This is a genomic window from Arthrobacter sp. BF1, assembly GCF_056680215.1.
This window is the reverse complement of sequence record NZ_CM155271.1, coordinates 2,987,470-3,007,734: the sequence shown is the minus strand read 5'-3', so window position 1 is coordinate 3,007,734 and position 20,265 is coordinate 2,987,470. Positions and strand designations below refer to the sequence as shown.

Here is a 20,265-nt window from a genome sequence, read left to right as displayed (position 1 = left end):
CTTTACTTGACCAAATGTGGCGGCAAATCGGCGCCGCCGCCGGCATAACCGCCGCCGCCATAGAGCGAAGGGTCGGCGACCCATTCGACGAACTTTCCTCGGACACCGCGGTCAGATCCCCCGAGGCCAGTCAGATCGCCACCATCCGCTCCCGGAAAGCTGTATCCGAGGAGAAGGAACGCTGCGTAGCCCTTGATGTAATACTTGGCATTACTGCCGGTTCCCACGACCGATGAGAAAACCGGGAAGAGGATGACCTTGTTGAGGTAGGTGGGAATGAGGGCCTTGCACTCATTCGGCAGGTTGAGGCCGGTGTCTGTCTTCGCGTAGGGATCAACAAGTCCAGCCGTTGCAGGATCGTCCGGATAGACGGTGGCCTGGCATTTGCCCGAATCAGGGGTCAACCATTCAAAGCCGCCCGGGATGGCCGCTCCGGAAGGACTGTCACTGACACAGTTAGCACTACCGTGAGTCAGTATTGTGTGGACGCTCCCACCTACATCGAACTGGCAGGGTGCGAAGGTGATGGGAAGCGTGGCCGGGCCCGAGCCGGGGGAGCCCCAGGCAGCAGTTGCGGTGGCTCCCACCGTTGCGGGTCCCGCGCTGGAAAGCGCACTCGCGAACATCTTCGAGAGGAAGCCGGCGCCTGTTGCACCACTTTCCGTGGAGGTGGTCACGGTCACCTGGCCGGCAACGCTGGTGTCGATTTTCTTTACTGCGGAGGCACCGTCGTTGGAATTCGCGTCGGCCAGTGGCTCGGCAATCGAACTCGGGCCGGTGAGGGCCGTTTTACAGCTTCCGTCTGCGCAACTCTTCGCTACCGCCACAGCAGCTGAATCTGCGGCGTTCTGCAATTGCGCCCGCTCGGCGTAGATCTGACCGGTGTCCACGGCCAAGGCCCCGGCCCCTATTAGTACGAGGAGCATGACTGCCACCGTCACGCCGGCAGCGCCTCGTTCGGCATGATCTGCTTCATGGCATGGTCCACGCATTAGCCACCGCATTGCATTGCCCCCTCACCTTTGATTTTGAAGCTGCTTCCGAAAAGACCGGTCAATGCGGCACCCTGGTAGGTGACCGTCAGCTTCACGGTGGTTCCAGCCGTGCAGGTCGCGGTTGAGAATGCAAACGGAGTGGGGTTGGCGCCCGAAGCATTGAACCCTGAGGGCGATATTCCAGGGGCCCCCGCCTTGGCTGCGGCCGTGGCGAGTGCCTGGTCGTTCTTGATGGCCATGGTTCGCGCTCCCTCTCGGGCCGCTTGTGTCACAGAAATTTGCATGTTGTAGAAGTTGGAGAACTCGACGATGCCGAGCACCAGCGAGATAAGGATGGGAGCAACCAGAGCGAACTCAACGGCGACGGCGCCTTTTTCGCTCCTATTGGTTCTGCTGCGGCTGCTTTTCAACGGGTCCCCCTGGACGGTTGCAGCTTGAATGGGTGCGGTGTGCCGCGCTTTGCCGCGCGGCACACCAGTAGGGTGAGGTCACCAGCCGCTTACGGTCGTACCCAGCGTGCTAAACCACTTGTTGAGTTCAGTGCCGAAGAAGCCGACTCCGACTACGAGTACGAGGGCAATAAGTCCAACGAGAAGTGAATACTCGGTGGCTGTTGCGCCCTTCTCAGACTTCAGACCTGACTTGAGCAACGTTTCGATCGTGTAGAGCGCTAGAATTATGTTTTTCATTTTGTCCTCCGAGACACGCTGTACTAGAAGCCGTTTTTGACGGTCAGGCCGAGGTTGCTGAACCACTTGTTGAGTTCGGTGCCGAAGAAGCCGACGCCAACAACTAGAACCAATGCGATCAGCCCTACGAGCAGGGAATACTCGGTGGCTGTTGCGCCCTTTTCGGAAGAGAAGCGATCCTTTACGCCGGACACAAATGCCAACATAGAGACCATGAGAGTAGTCATTTTCGTTCCTTAATTCGGTGAAATTAATGTGAGTGCATTTCAACGAATTTCCAGCTGCCCCCATAATTTCCTAGCGGCTGGACTTCGCTAAGAAGAGATTGTCATTGGCGGGTTCTGGCAACAATGCGTAGGGGTACTCGATTTTCTCATGACCATTTCAAGGACGTACTCGAAACATAATCCTGAGTACTCGCAGTAGTGGTGTAAGTACGCAGGCCACTACTTGGACGCGGCGGCGTGAGTGATCGCCCGCTGTGTCGAGTGTCTGTCGCGGCCTAAGCCAACAGGAGTGCAACGCCCGCGGCTGCGGCAAGCATCGACGGGCCGTGGGGCACCTCAGAGGTACTTACTGCGCGGTTTTTGCGCAGAACGAGGATAGTGACGACCCCATTCAAGATGAATCCCAGGAGGCCGCCGTACAGCAGGTGGCTCCAGCCTAGGTACCCCAAGTAAAGGCCGATAGGTGCAGCGAACTTGACGTCGCCCATTCCCATACCCCTAGGGGAGATAATCGCCAAAGTCAGGTAGATGAAGAAGAGAGTTACCCCGCCGGCCACTGCGCGCAGCACATCTGTCCACTGCGACCCGCCAAAAATTGCGGCCAGAAGGCAAGCGAGCCCCCCTAGTAGAAGGGATAAAACCAGAGGGTTCGGCAGAAGATGCAGCGAAATATCAATCCTGGCCAGTTGCGTCCCGACAACGGCAAGCAGTACGAAGGCCGGCAGCCCGGCGTCCGCTCCGAAGCGCATAGCAAAAGCGGCGCAGAGGAGGCCGGTGATCCCCGCCGTCGTAGTCCGTACTGGCAAAGCTGGCAGTCCACCGATGCGGGGGAGGAGCTTAGCAATCAGCAGCTCGGCGACAGGTGACAGGAGGAGGCCCAGAAGTCCGATACCAGCCAAAAACAGTGGCATCGTTGAACCGGCGTAGCCCAAAGAAGTCATCGAGTCCCCCTGCATGCGTCAGGCCGGCGGGCTGCGAATAGCGTCCGGCTCACCCATTTTGACCCTGAGGCCGGGTTCAAGCTAACATTGGTAGTCGTTGTGCGTGTCCTTTCTCGATGATGCGTGCCCGCTTGAGAATCCGGTTGCAGGATAGCTACTCAACGAGCACATTCGAGACCTCTGGATGACTGGTTACATAGAGCCCTCACCTCTGTTCCGGTAGCGCATAGATAGTAGGTGCACACGATTGAGTGACACCTAAACAAGAACGCCAGAACAAGAACGAGGCAAAAACCGTGCGTACGTACACCCCGAAGCCCGGCGATATCAACCGCCAGTGGCACGTCATTGACGCCACAGACGTTGTCCTTGGTCGTCTTGCCAGCCAGACCGCAATCCTGCTGCGCGGCAAGCACAAGGCCACCTTTGCGTCCCACATGGACATGGGCGACTTCGTCATCATCATCAACGCTGAAAAGGTAGCCCTCACCGGCGCCAAGCTGGAGCAGAAGCGCGCATACCGCCACTCCGGCTACCCGGGCGGCCTGACCTCTGTCAACTACGCGGAACTCCTGGAATCCAACCCGGTCCGCGCTGTTGAGAAGGCCATCAAGGGCATGCTCCCCAAGAACTCCCTCGCTGCACAGCAGCTGGGCAAGCTGAAGGTGTACCGCGGTGCAGAGCACCCCCACGCCGCCCAGCAGCCCAAGACTTTTGAAATCACCCAGGTCGCCCAGTAGTCCTGGCCACCAAACAACTTATCTATACAAGGAGAACCGTGGCTCAGAACGAAGAGACCACCGAAGCCGTTGAGGCTGAGGAAACCCTGACCAGCTACACCTCTGAAAGCGGAGCTGCGGAAGCTGCTGCGCCGAAGAAGGAGCGTCCGGCCCTGACCGTTGCCGGCGCAGCTGTTGGCCGCCGCAAGGAAGCTGTTGCCCGCGTCCGCGTTGTACCGGGTTCCGGCAAGTGGACCATCAACGGCCGCGCGCTGGACAACTACTTCCCGAACAAGCTGCACCAGCAGGACGTCAATGAGCCCTTCAAGATCCTTGATCTCGAAGGCGCCTACGACGTCATCGCCCGCATCCACGGCGGCGGCATCTCCGGCCAGGCCGGCGCCCTGCGCCTCGGCATTGCCCGTTCATTGAACGAGATCGATGTCGACAACAACCGCGCCACCCTGAAGAAGGCCGGTTACCTGCGTCGTGACGCGCGCATCATCGAGCGCAAGAAGGCTGGTCTCAAGAAGGCCCGCAAGGCCCAGCAGTACTCCAAGCGCTAACCGCTTGCGCAGAAGCCCGTCCCGCCATTGGCGGGGCGGGCTTCTGCCGTGTACACCTATCGTGAGTATTCTGGAGACGGGACTGCCCCCGGTTTTGTTGACTCCTTTACCTAGCGAGCTTGTGCTCGTGGAAGGATGTTGACCATGCCCACGGCTTATGGGGAGGAGTTCCGCCAGGATGTTATTGATGTGGCCCGCAAGGGCGAGGCGCCGCTGGCGCAGATTGCTAAGGATTTCGGCCTTCGGTCACGACGTTAAAGCGCTGGATTGCTATCGCTGAACGTAAGGAATCCTGGGCCGGCCCGGCAGCGTCGGAGTCGGCCGAGATGCGGGAGCTGAAGAAGCGCAACCGCCTGTTGGGGCAGGAGAATGAGATTCTGCGCTGGGCGGCTGCCTATCTGGCCAGGGACATCAACACAAAATGATCTACCCGCTGGTCACGGACCTTGCCGCCGACGGTGTTCCCGTGGCGGTGACCTGCAGGGTGTTGGGATTCAGCAAGCAAGGCTATTACCGGTGGAGGGCCAGTCCGGTGACGGAACGCGATTGGATCGATGCGCACCTCGTCAACGCCGCCCTGGACATCCACGCCGACGACCCTGCATTCGGGTACCGGTTCATCGCCGACGAACTCCCGGAGAAGGGCATCACAGCGGGCGAGAACAGGGTCCAGCGCTTATGCAGGGACCACGGCATCTGGTCGGTGTTCTCGAAGAAGCGTGGCCTGAACCGCAGACCCGGGCCGCCGGTCCACGACGACCTGCTCGAGCGGGATTTCACCGCCGCGGCGCCGAACGAGCTGTGGCTGACGGACATCACCGAGCACCCGACGGCCGAGGGCAAGCTCTACCTCTGCGCGGTGAAGGACGTCTATTCCGGAAGGATCGTCGGCTACTCGACGGACTCGCGGATGAAGTCCTCGCTTGCCGTCGCCGCACTGGAAAACGCGGTGCGGGCACGCCGCCCGGCAGGAACAGTGGTGCACTCGGATCGAGGGTCCCAGTTCCGGTCACGCCGGTTCGTGGAATCACTCCGGCACCCGGGCTCACCGGATCGATGGGCAGGGTCGGTGCGTGCCCGGACAACGCCGCGATGGAATCGTTCTTCTCGCTGCTGCAGAAGAACGTCCTGGACCGGCCACGCTGGCTCACCAGGCAGGAACTCCGACTGGCCATCACGACCTGGATCGAGAGAACCTATCATCGCCGGCGACGGCAAAGAAGGCTGGGCAAACTCACGCCCATCGAATATGAAACAATCAACCGGACCGCGCTCACAGCGGCCTAAGACCCCGAGTCAACAAAGCCGGGGCAGTCCCGACCTGCGATGGTCGTCTAGCAACTAGGTCACAGCGGGCAGACAGGGTATGACTGCCGTTGTGGGACTCGCCCTCACCCCACGCACCGGGTCCGCAAACCCGTACTGCGAACCTGCCTGAGCTCCGGATCAGGGCGGATGGCGACTACGAGTGCGTCAGCACGAACCCGGCGTGTGGCCGCCGACCAAAGCCACCATTCTCCCCTGGTCTTTGGCAGCCGATCGTAGGCAGGACAATGACTCATCTTCGTTGAGTATCACGCGATGGTTTTCAGGATCCAGCGAACCATCATATGCGATCCGCCAGTATTGGGACGGGTCCTCAAACCCGTCCCAGCTCGCCTCTTCTGATTTGTTATTCCCTCGTCAGGTGAAACACGCTAGTACTTCCGAGCTTTTCCGAACGGAAGTTGTTCTGAACCCAATTGGAAATTGCAACTACGGTTGAATCATCCGACTGAACTTCTACGAATGGTTCCTGCTCAACGAAATAGCATATTTCTCCGGCGGCTACCTTTTGCTTAAATTCGTCAAGTGTGGGTGAAGAATCGGTCCCGGCGAAGCCGCCCAGCGGCATGACTGGGCGCCCTGACTCCAACTGCAGACGCGCTGCAGTCTGGCTCGCGTAGGTGGCACCAGCCCATGTACAGCTCGTGGTATGGGCCAAAGCGTTCACGGCCTCGGGATCGGGATCCCTCCCGAATGCTATGTCGTGTGCCCAGGGAATCTCTTTATTGCGCAGTTGCTGCAGCAGTGTGCTGATCGTTGCCGGGTTTTTCGAAACAGGACCAGATAGAGGATTAGAGCCGTTGTAACCAACAGTGACATTGTGGACCGATGTGATGACTGGTCCTAGCAGAAGGGTCAGACCAAGAATTAAAGCGGCGATCGCTTCCACCTTCAGACTGGGTGGTTTCACGCTCAGTGCAGATATTGATGCTATTCCAACGCCGAGAACAGCGGTGGGCAGCCATTCTGGCCATCCCATCGTCCCAGCCAGAATAAGCCAAGATGACAGCAACGCAGTTAGCACGACAACCGCTCCACTAAGTCGAAATATTAGCGACGAGCGTCTCGCAACCAACACGTCGAGCGTTATGCCCAGGACCAAGGCGAGCGGAGGTGCTAGTGAAGCGGTGTAGTAGGTATGGATCTCGTTGCTCATGAAGCTCAGTAGAAGAAAGACTGTCAGCAGCCACAGCCCGGAACTTAGGACCAACGCTTTGGCGAGGGGCTTGTTTCGCAGCGCCCCCCAGTTCATAGCTAGGACAGCGAGTGACAAAACGCCTGCAAAAAGCAGCCACGTGGCTTCTTGATTGAAGTTGGCGTTTAGGAGTCGAAATAGGCCAGCATCGCCATCGACGGGTCGAAATTGGGCTGGAATCTGCATGCTCCCGGGAACAGTTCCGCTGCCGGCGATTCGCTCGACGCCGTTGTAGCCAAGAGTAAGTTGCCAGACGCTGTTCGTGGGGGAACCTCCCACATAGGGACGCTGATTTTCGGGAGTCAGGTCGACAATTGTCATCCAAAGCCCGCCCGTGAACAAGAGCGCGCCCAAGCTGACGGCCGCCGTGCCCAAGCGCCTGGGCCACTGCTGGGGCGCGAACAGCATGAACGCTAGCGCGGTCGCAGGGAAGCTAAGGAGTCCCTGTAGTTGCTTCGTCATGAACGCGAAACCCAGCATTCCACCAGCGAAGACCAAGTAACGACCGCGGCCAGTTTCGATACTTCGCAACATGAACCAAACGGCTGCCACCATTAGCAACAGCATGAGCGGATCCGGGTTGTTGTACCGGGACATCAGAGTCACAATTGGCGTCGTGAAGAATATCGCGGCGCCAAATAGGGCGGAGGCGCCGGAGACACAGCGTCTGAGGATCAAATAGACAAGTAGCGTGGTCCCAACACCCATGAGTACCTGGGGAAGCAGCATGGCCACGGGGCTGAACCCAAACAGACGAACCGAGATTCCCATTATCCAAAGGCTTAACGGCGGCTTGTCCACCGTAATTGAATTGCCCCAGTCGGATGATCCAAAAAAGAACGACTCTGCGCTCATGGTGCCAGCTTGAACAGCGGCACTGTAGAAGTAGTTGGCCCAACCATTGATACCTAGGTTCCAGCCGTACAGGGTAGCGTTGGCGGCCAAGATCGCGAGCAGCGCTGGACGTTCCCACGCTGGGTCTTGAGAGCGTCCACGCCAGAGCATGGAAAGAACTGACCAGCCCCTTGCGCGACCGGCAGACCGCATCTTCTGAGACGAGTTGTACCTGTTGCTAACGCCGGAGATCGTAGAGGCGGACACCTTCAACCACCTGTTCCCTAAAGTTGGCCCGGACCCATTGACTGATTTCCATAGTTTCGGCGCTAAGCTCTCCTCGATCCACCAAATCCTGTTGCCAGATGAAGTATGCGATGCGGTTTTTGGCCACGAGGTCCTGGAACTGAACCAGGGTCGGCGCCGGGTCGGTTCCTAGCCATCCGCCAAGAGGAATCACTGGACGTCCGGACGCCAGCTGATACAGTGCTGCGTTTTGTGCAGAATATGTAGCGGCAGCCCAAGTTTGGCCAATGGTCTCGCTGCGCAACAAACTGGTAACTGCCGACGTCGGGGACGCGCCTATTGCTATTTGCTGGGCCCAGGGAGGTTGCCCTTCCCTGACCGCCAGCATAAGTTGGGACATTGACCTAGGGTCCTTCCCCACTGGTCCTGACAGAGGATTCGTGCCCGTCTGGGGCGTAGAAATGGTGGCGACGTCCACTGCTACAGGCGCGGTTAATAGGGCGGCTGTCAAAACAGCGGCGGTTACGACTGAGACTTTCTTTCCGCTGGATTGAGTCAGCCAAAGGGCTGCGGCTACCAGGCCCAGGCCGCCGACTGCAAGCCGAATCCACACTGTCCATGCGTCGCTATATTCCATCACTCGGAGTGCCATATAGGCGGATGAGCCAACAAGTGTTGACCCCACTGCCCGGAGGACGATTCGGTGGCGGAGGTGCCACAAGGAGGAAAAACCTATAGCTACCACGATCGCCAAGGGCGCACCCAACGAGTAGGTGTAGTACGTATGAATCATTGTGCCCATGAAGCAAAGCACCATTAGGGCAGATGCAAACCAAATGGTCGCTAGAGCGCTTACATTACGTTGAGTGGGCGAAAAATTGACGGATCGGTTCAGTACCCACAAAACTGCACAGCAAACTATGCCAGCGAACAGTAACCAGGCGATCTCGGGCGCGAAGTTGCCGTTGAATAAACGCGTGAAACCACCGTCATAGGGCGCAGTGTCGTCTTGTGCGGTGGCCCTGCCGCCTTCTTCATTCATCGGAATGTGGACGAACCGGGCTAACCCGTTGTAGTCCAGAGTGAGTTCAATGGCGCTATTGTCTGCGGAACCGCCGATGTAGGGCCGTAGGGCGCTCGGAAATAGGTCCACGGCCACTAGCCACGCACCACCCGTGATGGTGAGGGCCGCCGCTGCTACCAGCAACTGACGGATTCTTTGCGTTAATCGGCCGGAGCCAAATGCCAGTACGACCGCGAACATGGCCGGAAGTACTAAGAGAGCTTGGACCTGTTTGGCCATGAACGCTAACCCTAGGAGCATGCCTGCGGAGGCAAAAGCTCTGAATCGACCTGAATCTATGGCTTTCAGCGTTACCCACACGGACGCCACCGTGAGCAAGCCCATGAGGGGTTCTGGGTTGTTGAAGCGGGACATCAGAACAACCACGGGCGTTGTTGCATATGCGCCGGCCGCAAAAAGCGCCGTCCGGGGACCAAATCCCCGTCGAACGATCCGATAAATCAGAAAGGTGGTTGCGACACCGATTGCCGCCTGAGGTAGCAGAATGCTCCAGCTGCTGAGACCAAAAATACGCACAGAAATGGACATAACCCAGATGCTCAGCGGAGTCTTGTCGACAGTGATCAGATTGCCCCATTCCAGGGAGCCGAAGAAAAAGGCTTTCCAATCTTGGGCCCCGGCTTGGGCCGCGGCCGAGTAGTACGGGTTGGCCCATCCGTTGGCATCCAGTCCCCACATGTACAACACGGTGGTCCCGGCCATCAAGGCGAGGAGCGCTGGACGTTCCCACCGCTCGGCTAGAGAAGGGCCTCGCCACAACCTGCGAAAAGTTAAAATGACACGGCTGCCCTCATCTGGTCGTCGGGGAACACGTGCCCGGGCACCGTGACCCGGTTTTGCGGAAGCATCCGGTGACTGCAGAGACGTGCTCATAGTGCACGGCCACTCGCCGCCAGCGTCGCGCTGACCGGCGAAGGAGAACGATCGTGAGGTCCCCGTGCACGGAATACCCAGAGGCGCAGGAGCACAAACCGCATCAGCGTGGCGAATATGTTGGCGGAGGTGAGGACCAAGAGTTCCGTACTTGGGGCCGCGTCCACGTTCACGGCGTGCAACACCAATAGCGACGACGACGTGATGATCCACGCAAGCAGGAAGACGATAAGGCCTTGGAACTGTTGGGTGAACAATTTGACTGGACCAGTGATGCCGAACGTGAACCGCCTATTGGCGGCTGTATTGCCTACGGCTGTCAGAAGCAGCGCCAAGAAGTTCGCCTGCTGTGCACCGAAGGGGGCTTGCAGGACTAGATACAACAGCGCAAATGCAAGTGTTGAAATGGCTCCAACGAGGCCGAACCGAATGACTTGGCCGAAGAAGCTGGGCCTGCCCGGGGGCACGATGGGCCGGCGGCCAAGTTCGGCGTAGATGGCCGCGACTGGTATGGATCCCTTGATCAGGGAGCCGGCCACGCGAACCATCCCGCGGATATCATCTAGAGCTGTCTGCTTGATGTTTACGCGACTGTCCGGATCATCAATCCAATCAACGGGAATTTCGTGAATTCGCAGCCCGGAACGTTCTGCGATGATCAGCATTTCCGTATCAAAGAACCAGCCGTTGTCCTCGATGTGCGGCAGCAGACGCCTTGCCACGTCAGAGCGAATTGCCTTGAACCCGCACTGTGCATCGGAAAACCTCACCTGCATGGTTCGCCGCAGCAGGAAATTGTAGGAACGCGAAATAAATTCTCGCTTCGGTCCGCGGCTCACCCGCGAGCTCTGACCAAGGCGGGTGCCGATGGAAATATCGGAATGTCCGGACAGCAGCGGTGCCACAAGTGGCAGGAGAGCGGCAAGATCAGTGGAGAGGTCAACGTCCAGGTAGGCCAGGACTCTCGCTTCCGAGGCGCTCCAAGCATCCCGTAAAGCAAACCCGCGTCCTTTGACCTCAAGACGGCGGTACTCAACGTTGGGCAGTTGCTCGCTAAGTCGAGCCGCAATCACCGGAGTCCGATCAGTGCTTGCGTTGTCGGCGATGGTTATTTTCCACGTCGAAGGCATTTCGTGCGTCAAGTATTCGGCGAGCCTTGTGATGCTGTTCTCGAGTACCGATTCCTCATTGAATACCGGTACTACAATTTCAAGCGCCAAGCCCCCAGTGCTAGGTGTCATGTTTGGAATCGTAGGTTGGGGGAAAGCCAAGGGCGAGGCTTTCTCCTGAAGTCGAGTACTCATGGGCAAAAAACAAGTAGTCTGGACCCCTGCTGGCTAGGGGAGTTGGCTGACTACCTATTCCCTGAGTGGCCTACCCGACTACCGTCGCGGTGAGCCGGCGTAGACCCACCGCGACCGCGAAGCCACCTCTCAGCTGGTTTTTCCACTAATTCATGGAGGAGTCCGGACAAGGCTACTGACACGATGACTACGAAGACTGCGACGGTACTAGTTTCAGCTACCGACAAGGCTGGGAGGACCGGTCGAGTGAGCCTTATCACCAATTCGTGGACCAAGTAGAGAGCGAACGACCACTGCCCAAGCCTGACGACAATCTTTGAACCCAGTGGAGTACGAATTCCCAAGACGTCACTTCTGGCAGCTGAGGCGATTAGCGCTAGATATCCGGGCAGCATCATGAAGTTCGCGTAAGTGACAGGCATGGGATCACCTCCGTTGAAGCAAGAGGACATCACGACTAGTAACGCACCAAGCAGCGCTGTGAGTGCGACTGCTCGGCCAAGGCTGATCGGCGGTCTCCAACCCCGCTTCATCAACATCGCGAGGCACATACCCAGCACGAACTCTCCCAGACGATATAGAGGAGAAGTCCCCATTAGGTAATCGGCTGTTCGCACCGATGTAAGCAGGGCCAGCGCGCCTCCTGCAACGAGTGAAAGCAGAACTACCATCCCGCAGAACCGGATCAGTCGCATCCTTTTCAGGTCCCTAAAAAGTACGGGAAACAGCAAGTAGAAGAACGCTTCACATGACAGCGTCCACGAAACGCCATTAAATGCATTGAGGGAGCTGCTCAATGGGATCCATGCCTGCGTGAGAGTAACTACGGGTAAGAAGGACTGCCAACCCGTCGTCGAGGCAGCGATCAGCGGCGGCATCCAGATGGCTAAAACCATAGTCAGAACATGCAGGGGCCAGATCCTGGCGAAGCGATTCCAATAGAAGCGTCGAGCACGAACGTTCGGTCGGTGCGACCAGGTCAGGACGAATCCGGACAGTATGAAGAAAAAGCTCACACCCGTGAAGCCGTGGCTAAATATGGCAAGGCCATCCGATACTGCGGGGAAGTAAAGATGGAGGTGATAAAGTACGACGGCCATCGCTGCGAAGAATCGAAGGCCGGTCAGGCTGTTCAATTGAATGCGTTGAGTTGGCATGGCGTGGGTCCCCTAGTAGCCGTCGGTCCAGATTGCTGGACCGAGCATAACTTGTGACACGCGTAACCGAATGCGGACCCTCTAGAACAGGCAAATCCGGCGGGGACGAACTCTGCCAGCCAGCCTAGGAACCCCACATCCCCTAGACTTGACCCCGATGTCTAGATTATTTGGAACAGATGGAGTCCGGGGCCTGGCTAACGGCCTGTTGACGGCGGAGCTCGCCATGCAGCTCGCCCAGGCAGCCGCCGTCGTGCTCGGGCATGACCGCAACACCAGCGGCACGCGGCCCCGTGCCGTGGTGGCACGTGACCCCCGCGCCAGCGGCGAGTTCATCGCCGCGGCAGTTGAAGCAGGGCTCTCCAGCTCCGGCATTGACGTCTACGACGCAGGAGTACTGCCCACGCCGGCTGCTGCCTACCTTGTCGCCGATCTCGACGCCGACTTCGGCGTCATGATCTCCGCGTCCCACAACCCGGCGCCGGACAACGGCATTAAGTTCTTCGCCCGGGGCGGCCAGAAGCTCCCCGACGAGGTCGAAGACGCCATCGAGCAGCAGATGAGCAAAGAACCGACGCGCCCTGTCGGTGCCGACGTCGGACGCATCCAGCGCTTCTCGGACGCCGAAGACCGCTACGTTGTCCACCTGCTCGGCACCCTGCCGCACCGCCTCGGCGGCCTCAAGGTCGTCCTGGACTGCGCTCACGGCGCCGCCAGCGGCTGCTCACCGCAGGTCTTCAAGGATGCCGGGGCTGACGTCATCGTCATCGGCGCAGACCCGGACGGCCACAACATCAACGACGGCGTCGGCTCCACGCACCTGGGCCAGCTCAAGGCGGCAGTCATCGAACACGGCGCCAACTTCGGCATCGCCCACGACGGCGACGCCGACCGCTGCCTTGCCGTGGACCACGAAGGCAACGAAGTGGACGGCGACCAGATCATGGCGATCCTGGCCGTCGCACTCAAAGCCTCAGGCAAGCTGGTGGACGACGTCCTCGTCGCCACCGTGATGAGCAACCTGGGCCTGAAGATCGCGCTCCGCGAAGCCGGCATCAGCATCCGCGAAACCGCTGTGGGGGACCGCTACGTCCTGGAGGGCATGCGCGACGGCGGCTACAACCTCGGCGGCGAACAGTCCGGACACGTCATCTTCTCCGACTATGCAACCACCGGCGACGGCGTCCTCACCGGTCTGCAGTTGGGGGCCCAGATCGCGCTGACAGGCAAAACCCTCAAGGAACTGGCCGCCGTGATGACCAAGCTCCCTCAGGTCCTCATCAACGTCAAGGGCGTTGACCGCAGCCGCGTGGCCAGCTCGGACGTCCTGCAGCAGGCCGTTGCCGTGGCTGAAGCGGGACTGGGTGACACCGGACGCGTCCTGCTCCGCCCGTCAGGCACGGAGCCGGTAGTCCGCGTTATGGTGGAAGCCGGCGACGAGGCCACGGCCCAGTCCATCGCCGAACGGCTCGCCCAGGTGGTCCGCACCGAACTCGCGCTCGAACTCGTGACCGACTAATCAAAACTTAAACAACTGTGGCCCGCCTCCGTCAGGAAGCGGGCCACAGTTGGTTGGTGCTTAGGAGAACCTAGCGTGCACGGTTCTGCAGGGAGTCGCGGATCTCGGTGAGCAGGGCGATCTGCGGGTCTTCTGCAGATTCTTCCTTGACGTCGGGGTCGATGCCGAGCCGGCGGTTGCGGCGCTCGATCATGTGGTTCATCGGGACGATAACAATGAAGTAGATGGCGGCAGCCACCAGCAGGAAGGAAATGATGGAGGAGATGACGGATCCATACATGAATCCCTCCCACTGCATTTCTGCAATGCCCTTGGCACTGAACAGACGGCCGATCAGCGGTGTGAGCAGGCCCTCGACAATTGAGGTCACGACGGCGCCGAAAGCGGCACCCATCACGACGGCGACGGCAAGGTCTACGACGTTGCCCTTCATGATGAAATTCTTGAATCCTGTCAACATAGGACCAAAGCTAGCGCACTGCAGTGAGGCCGGACATAACGGGAAAGTAATTTCTTCGCCCGTGTCGGGAACCAAACAGGCGCGTATCTCGTTCAGGCGTACCCCGGCGCCGCTTCCACCCCGAAGTATTCCTCCAGAGTGCTGATGCCCCGGTTGGCCATGTCGGTGGCGGCCTCCACTCCGATGTACCGCAGGTGCCACGGCTCGTAGTAGTAGCCGGTGATCGGGTGGAGCCACCACGGGTACCGCACTACAAAGCCGAACCGGTGGCCGTTCGCTTTTGCCCACACCGCGGCCGGCTGGTCCGCGAAGCAGGGCTCGAAGCCGCACGCCCCGCCACCGTCGCCGATGTCGAACGCCCACCCGGTCTGGTGCTCCGAGTAGCCCGGCCGGGCGCTGGCCGTGTCGGCGTCCGCCTGGCCGCGCGACGCCACGTAGCCGTTGTACGTGGTCACCTGCGTGGCGTAGGAGCGGTAGCCGCTCGCGAGCACCATGACCACGCCGTCCCGCGCGGCCGCGGCGAACATCGCTTCCGCAGCCGCCGCCGTGGTGCTGTTCAGCAAAGAAGCCTCGCCGGACACGGCCAGCGGCACGTTCGGCTGGACCAGGTCCGCCGGCGCGTAGTTTGCCGGCTGCAGCGGACGGTGCTTGTTCACCACCACCCAGGGGCTCGCCGGATCCGTCAGCGAAAACTGCCCGGGCAATGACGCAGCCGCCGACGGCGGAACGGGAACCTGCGCAGGCGTCTCAACTGCCGCCGTCGTACTTTCCACCGCGGCGGCAGAGGGGGTGGTGTATTCGGATGTAATGGTTGGAACGGGGACGGGCGACGGCGGGGCCACCGCCACCGGCGGGGGCTCCGGCGTGCACGCTGCCAAAACAGTCAGTCCAGCTCCCGCGGCGAGGAAGCGCGCGAAGGCCCGGCGGCTCGCTCCTGCGGACGAGGAGCCGGCCACGCAGTCGTGGCACACGTGGGTTAAACCTTCCGCAGGAGCATGCGGCGGATGGAGTGGTCCGCGTCCTTGGTCAGCACCAGCTGGGCCCGGCCACGGGTGGGGAGGACGTTTTCCTCCAGGTTCGGCTCGTTGATGCGCTTCCAAATGTCCCGGGCCGTGCTTTCGGCCTCGCTGGGGGACAGCGACGCGTACCGGTGGAAGTATGACTCCGGCTGCGCGAACGCCGTGCTCTGGAGCCTGCGGAACCGCTCCACGTACCACTCCTCGATGTAGGCGGTCTTGGCGTCCACATAAATGGAGAAGTCGAAGAAGTCACTCACCGCCAGGCCCTGCCTGCCGTCCTGGCGCGGGCGGGCCGGGGCCAGGACGTTCAGGCCCTCCACAATCAGCACGTCCGGGCGGCGGACCACCACTTCCTTTTCGGGGACGATGTCGTAGGTGACGTGGGAGTACCACGGGGCCCGGACCTCTTCCGCACCGCCCTTGACCTCGCTCACAAAACGCAGCAGCGCACGCCGGTCGTAGGACTCGGGGAAGCCCTTGCGTTCCAGCAGCTGCCGGCGCTTCAGCTCAGCCAGGGGATAAAGGAAGCCGTCGGTGGTGATCAGCTCAACGTTCGGGGTGCCGGGCCAGCGCCGCAGCATCTCCCGGAGCACGCGGGCAATAGTGGACTTCCCCACAGCCACCGACCCCGCCACGCCGATAACGAACGGTGTGCGCTGCGTCTTCTCACCCAGGAAGGTGGTGGTGGCCGAATGCAGCTGGCCCGCCGCCTCGACATAAAGGTGCAGGAGCCGGGACAGCGGCAGGTAGACCTCGCGGATCTCCTTCATGTCCAGGGGATCGCCGAGGCCACGCAGACGGACAATGTCCTCTTCGTTAAGGGGCTGCTCCATCTGGGCGGCGAGCCGGGACCAGGTCTGGCGGTCCAGCTCAACGAACGGGGAGACACCCTCACCGTTCGCTTCGTTGCGTTGCAAAGTCACTTTAGAGATTCTGCCCCGCGCGCGGCTGAGAGCGAAATGCCACGCCCGAGGTTCAGATCTCAACCCGGCTGCCGATAAGCTGTAGCGCATGTGTGGAATCGTGGGATATGTGGGTCATGCTGATGGCCGGGCAAATGTCGGTCACAGTGCGTTGGATGTGGTCCTTGAAGGATTGCGCCGCCTGGAATACCGGGGTTACGACTCCGCAGGCGTTGCCATGGTCTCGGACGGGGCCATCGAGTCCCGGAAGAAGTCCGGCAAGCTGAGCAACCTCCGGGCCGAGCTGGAGGAGCACCCGCTGCCGGAGACGATGACCGGCATCGGCCACACCCGCTGGGCCACGCACGGCGGACCCACGGACCAGAACGCGCACCCGCACCTGGCCGACGGCGGGAAGCTGGCCCTGATCCACAACGGCATCATCGAAAACTTCGCCGAGCTCAAGCTGGACCTCGTGGACAAGGGATACAAGTTCGCGTCCGAAACGGACACCGAGGTCGCGGCCGTACTCCTCGGCGATATCTTCCGCAACCAGCTGAACGGCAACGCTGCCGACGGCGGCCTCGCCAAGGCCATGCAGCTCGCCTGCCAGCAGCTGGAGGGTGCGTTCACCCTCCTCGCCGTGCACGCTGACCAGCCGGACGTTGTCGTCGCTGCCCGCCGCAACTCCCCGCTGGTGGTTGGCCTGGGCGAGGGCGAGAACTTCCTGGGATCGGACGTGTCCGGGTTCATTGACTACACCCGCCGCGCCGTGGAACTCGGCCAGGACCAGATCGTCACCATCACCGCCGACTCCGTGGAGATCACGGACTTCTTCGGCGCCCCGGCCGAGGGCAAGGAATACCACGTTGACTGGGATCCCGAATCGGCCACCAAGGGCGGCTTCAGCTCCTTCATGGAGAAGGAAATCCACGATCAGCCCGACGCTGTCCGCCAGACCCTGCTGGGCCGCTCGGACCTCAACGGCAACCTGACCCTGGACGAACTCCGCATCGACCCGGAGGAGCTCAAAAAGGTCAACAAGATCATTGTGCTGGCCTGCGGCACCGCCGCCTACGCCGGCACGGTGGCGAAGTACGCCATCGAGAACTGGTGCCGGATCCCCACCGAGGTGGAGCTCGCGCACGAGTTCCGCTACCGCGACCCGATCCTGGACGACAACACCCTGGTGGTCTCCATCAGCCAGTCCGGCGAAACCATGGACACCCTGATGGCTGTTCGGTACGCCCGCGAACAGGGCGCCAAGGCCATCTCCATCTGCAACACGAACGGGTCCACCATCCCGCGTGAATCCGACGCAGTGCTCTACACCCACGCCGGCCCGGAAATCGCCGTCGCCTCCACCAAGGCATTCCTGGCGCAGATCACCGCAGCCTACCTGCTGGGCCTGTACCTGGCGCAGCTGCGCGGGAACATGTTCTCCGGGCAGATCAAGGACGTCCTCGCTGACCTGGGCAAGATCCCGGACAAGATCCAGACCATCCTCGACGGCGCCGGCCCCCTGCGCGAACTGGCCCGCAGCATGGCCAACGAGCAGTCCGTCCTGTTCCTAGGCCGCCACGTGGGTTACCCCGTTGCACTGGAAGGCGCGCTGAAGCTCAAGGAAATCGCGTACATCCACGCCGAGGGCTTCGCAGCCGGCGAGCTCAAGCACGGCCCCATCGCGCTGGTCGAGGAAGGCAAGCCAGTGTTCGTAGTGGTCCCGTCCCCGCGCGGCCGCGACTCGCTGCACGCCAAGGTGGTCTCCAACATCCAGGAAGTCCGCGCCCGCGGCGCCCGCACCCTGGTCATCGCCGAGGAAGGCGACGAAGCCGTGAAGGCCTACGCCGAGTTCGTCTTCTACGTCCCCGAGACGCCGACGCTGCTGATGCCGCTGCTGACCACCGTCCCGCTGCAGATCTTCGCCGCCGAACTGGCCGCGGCCAAGGGCTACGACGTGGACCAGCCGCGCAACCTCGCCAAGAGCGTCACCGTAGAGTAACCGCGGACTGACCGGCCCAACGCCGGTTGTACCGCACCGAACCGGAAGCCCCGGCCCTGTTGGGGCCGGGGCTTCCGTCATATGCCCCGCCGCCGCCCGGCGTCACCGTAGAGTAGAGCCATGATTGTTGGCATTGGGGTAGACGTTGTAGACATCGAGCGATTCGGCCGTCAGCTTGAACGGACACCGGGGCTCCGCGACCGGCTGTTCGTCCCGGCGGAACGCGAGCTGAACACCCGGTCCCTCGCGGCCCGGTTCGCGGCCAAGGAAGCGGTGGCCAAAGTACTCGGTGCGCCGGCCGGCATGAACTGGCAGGACTGCTGGATCGGCCTGGACCAGCACGGCCCCACCATCCAGGTGAAGGACACGGTCCTGGCGGTGGCCGAGTCCAAGGGCGTCAAGCGCTGGCACGTGTCCATCAGCCACGACGGCGGGATCGCCACCGCCACGGTCCTCGCCGAAGGCTGAGCGTCCCTACGCCGGGACGCCCAAGGACCTGACCCCATGATCAGCGCCTACACCGGAACTCAGATCAGGGCAGCCGAACAGCCGCTCCTGGCCACCGGGATGGGCGCCGTCCTGATGCAGCGCGCCTCCTACGGGCTCGCCAACGCCGTGGTCCACGAACTGCGGACCCACGGCCGGCGGCTCTACGGCGCCAGCGTTGCCGTCCTCGCGGGCAAAGGCAACAACGGGGGAGACGGCCTCTTCGCCGCGTCGTTCCTCGCTGCAAGGGGAATGCGTACGACGGCGGTACTCACCGGGGACTCCGCCCACCCCGAGGCGCTGGCTGCTTTTGCGCGTGCCGGCGGGCGGGTGCATTTCCTCACCGACAGGAACGCCCACGAGCTCGCCGCGCACGTGGCGGGTGCCGACGTCGTGATTGACGCTGTGCTGGGGACGGGCGCCCAGGGCGGGCTGCGGGGAGCGGCTGCCGGCCTGATAAAGGGTCTCTCCGACGTTCGGTCCGGGCAACAGCTGGTGGTGGCCTGCGATATCCCCAGCGGGGTGGACGCCGACACCGGGGAGGCCCACGCACCGGTGCTCTCCGCCGATCTGACCGTCACCTTCGGCGCCGCGAAGGCAGGTCTGCTGGCCGACCCCGGCGCTGACCACACGGGCCGCGTCCATGTGGTGCCCATCGGCATCGAGGAGCACCTTCCCTGGCCGGCCCTGCGCCGCCTTGAACCCCTGGACCTCGCACGGCTGCTGCCCCGGCCCGGGAGGCGCTCACACAAGTACACCCGAGGGGTTCTGGGCGTCGTCGCGGGATCTGCCGACTACCCCGGCGCCGCCGTACTGGCCTGCCGGGGTGCGCTGGCCGCCGGTGCGGGCATGGTCCGCTACCTCGGGCCGCCCGCGGCGGCAGACCTGGTGCGCCAGTCCTGCCCCGAGGTGGTCTGCAGCACCGGCTCCGTGGCGGACACCCGTGTCCAGGCCTGGCTGGTTGGTTCGGGCATGGGTCCCGGCGACTCGGAGCAGCTCCAGCGCGCCAACGACGCCGTCGAATCGGGCCTGCCGGTGATCGCCGACGCCGGTGCCCTGCCGGCCCTTCCCGACGTCCTGGCGCCGCAGGTGGTGCTGACTCCGCACGCCGGCGAGTTGGCAGCGCTCCTGGACCGGCTCGGCGCTGACTACGAACGCTCCGCAGTGGAGGCAAACACGTTGGGCGCAGTCCGTCGGGCGGCCGTGCTGACCGAGGCGACAGTCCTCCTCAAAGGCGCCACCACACTGGTCGCATCGCCCTTCCAGGACTTCTACAGCCAAGCGGACGGCACGCCGTGGCTCGCCACCGCGGGGAGCGGCGACGTCCTGGCCGGGATCATCGGGGCGCTGCTCGCCCAGGTGGGGTCCGACGTCGGGCGCTTCCGGAACGCGGGCATCGATCCGGACGAGCGCTGGGCAGCGATCGCCGCGATGGGGGCCTGCCTCCACGGCCTGGCGGGGACCGCCGCGGCCGCCGGGGGACCGCTAACCGCGGGGCGGATTGCTGACGCCGTGCCGGGGGTTTGGGGCAGGCTGGTGGCCGGGCCGGACGTGTAGACCGGATGCTTGGGTGAGCGTACGATTTGCTCACCGGCCGCGCTGCTGGCCGACATCTTTGGGGAGGCGTCGTGGCCGAAACATCAGCGCAGAACGTGGCGAGTGGGGCTCCCCAGACCGGTGGTCCGCGAGTCTTGGAACTTCGCGTCCACGGAATCAAAAAC

General features: G+C 61.9%; 18 protein-coding genes and 1 pseudogene. 7 read left to right on the top strand and 12 right to left on the bottom strand.

Annotation, left to right across the window (positions count from 1 at the left end):
• Positions 1 to 2: 2 nt before the first annotated feature.
• The 5 genes from AC1MCD_RS14030 to AC1MCD_RS14010 form a co-directional block, all read right to left on the bottom strand.
• On the bottom strand, positions 3 to 941 hold the full coding sequence (locus AC1MCD_RS14030; RefSeq protein WP_498672847.1) for a pilus assembly protein TadG-related protein: 939 nt from the start codon (positions 939 to 941) through the stop codon (positions 3 to 5).
• A gap of 50 nt (positions 942 to 991) precedes the next feature.
• Positions 992 to 1,468, bottom strand: coding sequence for a TadE/TadG family type IV pilus assembly protein (locus AC1MCD_RS14025; RefSeq protein WP_498672845.1), 477 nt, complete (start codon positions 1,466 to 1,468; stop codon positions 992 to 994).
• Between the two features lie 15 nt (positions 1,469 to 1,483).
• Positions 1,484 to 1,684 (bottom strand): Flp family type IVb pilin, encoded by a 201-nt coding sequence (locus AC1MCD_RS14020; protein WP_498672842.1) that lies wholly within the window; start codon positions 1,682 to 1,684, stop codon positions 1,484 to 1,486.
• 23 nt (positions 1,685 to 1,707) lie between these two features.
• The gene (locus tag AC1MCD_RS14015; protein WP_498672840.1) at positions 1,708 to 1,911 is read right to left on the bottom strand and encodes a Flp family type IVb pilin; all 204 of its coding nucleotides are present in this window, start codon (positions 1,909 to 1,911) and stop codon (positions 1,708 to 1,710) included.
• Between the two features lie 275 nt (positions 1,912 to 2,186).
• Positions 2,187 to 2,852: a prepilin peptidase gene (locus AC1MCD_RS14010; protein ID WP_498672839.1), complete on the bottom strand. Its 666-nt coding sequence runs from the start codon at positions 2,850 to 2,852 to the stop codon at positions 2,187 to 2,189.
• A gap of 296 nt (positions 2,853 to 3,148) precedes the next feature.
• Between AC1MCD_RS14010 and rplM the strand changes: the two genes are divergently transcribed.
• From rplM to AC1MCD_RS13995, 3 genes and pseudogenes are all read left to right on the top strand, one after another.
• Positions 3,149 to 3,592, top strand: a complete 444-nt coding sequence (gene rplM / locus AC1MCD_RS14005; protein WP_015937805.1) for a 50S ribosomal protein L13 — start codon at positions 3,149 to 3,151, stop codon at positions 3,590 to 3,592.
• A gap of 38 nt (positions 3,593 to 3,630) precedes the next feature.
• Positions 3,631 to 4,137, top strand: a complete 507-nt coding sequence (rpsI, locus tag AC1MCD_RS14000; protein WP_164205955.1) for a 30S ribosomal protein S9 — start codon at positions 3,631 to 3,633, stop codon at positions 4,135 to 4,137.
• Positions 4,138 to 4,281: 144 nt separating this feature from the next.
• Positions 4,282 to 5,424, top strand: a pseudogene (locus AC1MCD_RS13995) (IS3 family transposase).
• A 385-nt stretch (positions 5,425 to 5,809) separates the two neighbouring features.
• Here the strand turns inward: AC1MCD_RS13995 and AC1MCD_RS13990 are convergent.
• The 4 genes from AC1MCD_RS13990 to AC1MCD_RS13975 form a co-directional block, all read right to left on the bottom strand.
• On the bottom strand, positions 5,810 to 7,513 hold the full coding sequence (locus tag AC1MCD_RS13990) for an ArnT family glycosyltransferase (RefSeq protein WP_498672836.1): 1,704 nt from the start codon (positions 7,511 to 7,513) through the stop codon (positions 5,810 to 5,812).
• A 217-nt stretch (positions 7,514 to 7,730) separates the two neighbouring features.
• Positions 7,731 to 9,500, bottom strand: a complete 1,770-nt coding sequence (locus tag AC1MCD_RS13985) for a glycosyltransferase family 39 protein (protein WP_498672834.1) — start codon at positions 9,498 to 9,500, stop codon at positions 7,731 to 7,733.
• Between the two features lie 191 nt (positions 9,501 to 9,691).
• Positions 9,692 to 10,936 carry a bifunctional glycosyltransferase family 2/GtrA family protein gene (locus AC1MCD_RS13980; protein ID WP_498672832.1) on the bottom strand — a complete coding sequence of 415 codons (1,245 nt, stop codon included), beginning with the start codon at positions 10,934 to 10,936 and terminating at the stop codon, positions 9,692 to 9,694.
• Between the two features lie 113 nt (positions 10,937 to 11,049).
• Positions 11,050 to 12,099 carry an acyltransferase family protein gene (locus tag AC1MCD_RS13975; protein ID WP_498678354.1) on the bottom strand — a complete coding sequence of 350 codons (1,050 nt, stop codon included), beginning with the start codon at positions 12,097 to 12,099 and terminating at the stop codon, positions 11,050 to 11,052.
• Positions 12,100 to 12,313: 214 nt separating this feature from the next.
• Here AC1MCD_RS13975 and glmM point away from each other — a divergent pair, with 214 nt between their 5' ends.
• Positions 12,314 to 13,675, top strand: coding sequence for a phosphoglucosamine mutase (gene glmM, locus AC1MCD_RS13970; protein ID WP_498672830.1), 1,362 nt, complete (start codon positions 12,314 to 12,316; stop codon positions 13,673 to 13,675).
• Between the two features lie 70 nt (positions 13,676 to 13,745).
• Here the strand turns inward: glmM and mscL are convergent, their stop codons facing one another.
• The 3 genes from mscL to coaA all read right to left on the bottom strand — a co-directional run bounded on the left by mscL (position 13,746) and on the right by coaA (position 16,077).
• Positions 13,746 to 14,135 (bottom strand): large conductance mechanosensitive channel protein MscL, encoded by a 390-nt coding sequence (mscL, locus tag AC1MCD_RS13965; protein ID WP_498672828.1) that lies wholly within the window; start codon positions 14,133 to 14,135, stop codon positions 13,746 to 13,748.
• Between the two features lie 92 nt (positions 14,136 to 14,227).
• Complete coding sequence (locus tag AC1MCD_RS13960) at positions 14,228 to 15,106, bottom strand: M15 family metallopeptidase (RefSeq protein WP_498672827.1); 879 nt, start codon at positions 15,104 to 15,106, stop codon at positions 14,228 to 14,230.
• A 5-nt stretch (positions 15,107 to 15,111) separates the two neighbouring features.
• The gene (gene coaA, locus AC1MCD_RS13955; RefSeq protein WP_275212272.1) at positions 15,112 to 16,077 is read right to left on the bottom strand and encodes a type I pantothenate kinase; all 966 of its coding nucleotides are present in this window, start codon (positions 16,075 to 16,077) and stop codon (positions 15,112 to 15,114) included.
• 88 nt (positions 16,078 to 16,165) lie between these two features.
• Here coaA and glmS point away from each other — a divergent pair, with 88 nt between their 5' ends.
• From glmS to AC1MCD_RS13940, 3 genes are all read left to right on the top strand, one after another.
• Positions 16,166 to 18,058 carry a glutamine--fructose-6-phosphate transaminase (isomerizing) gene (glmS, locus tag AC1MCD_RS13950; protein WP_498672824.1) on the top strand — a complete coding sequence of 631 codons (1,893 nt, stop codon included), beginning with the start codon at positions 16,166 to 16,168 and terminating at the stop codon, positions 18,056 to 18,058.
• Between the two features lie 120 nt (positions 18,059 to 18,178).
• Positions 18,179 to 18,526 carry a holo-ACP synthase gene (locus AC1MCD_RS13945; RefSeq protein ID WP_190987278.1) on the top strand — a complete coding sequence of 116 codons (348 nt, stop codon included), beginning with the start codon at positions 18,179 to 18,181 and terminating at the stop codon, positions 18,524 to 18,526.
• A gap of 36 nt (positions 18,527 to 18,562) precedes the next feature.
• On the top strand, positions 18,563 to 20,101 hold the full coding sequence (locus AC1MCD_RS13940) for an NAD(P)H-hydrate epimerase (RefSeq protein WP_498672822.1): 1,539 nt from the start codon (positions 18,563 to 18,565) through the stop codon (positions 20,099 to 20,101).
• Positions 20,102 to 20,265: the final 164 nt, after the last annotated feature.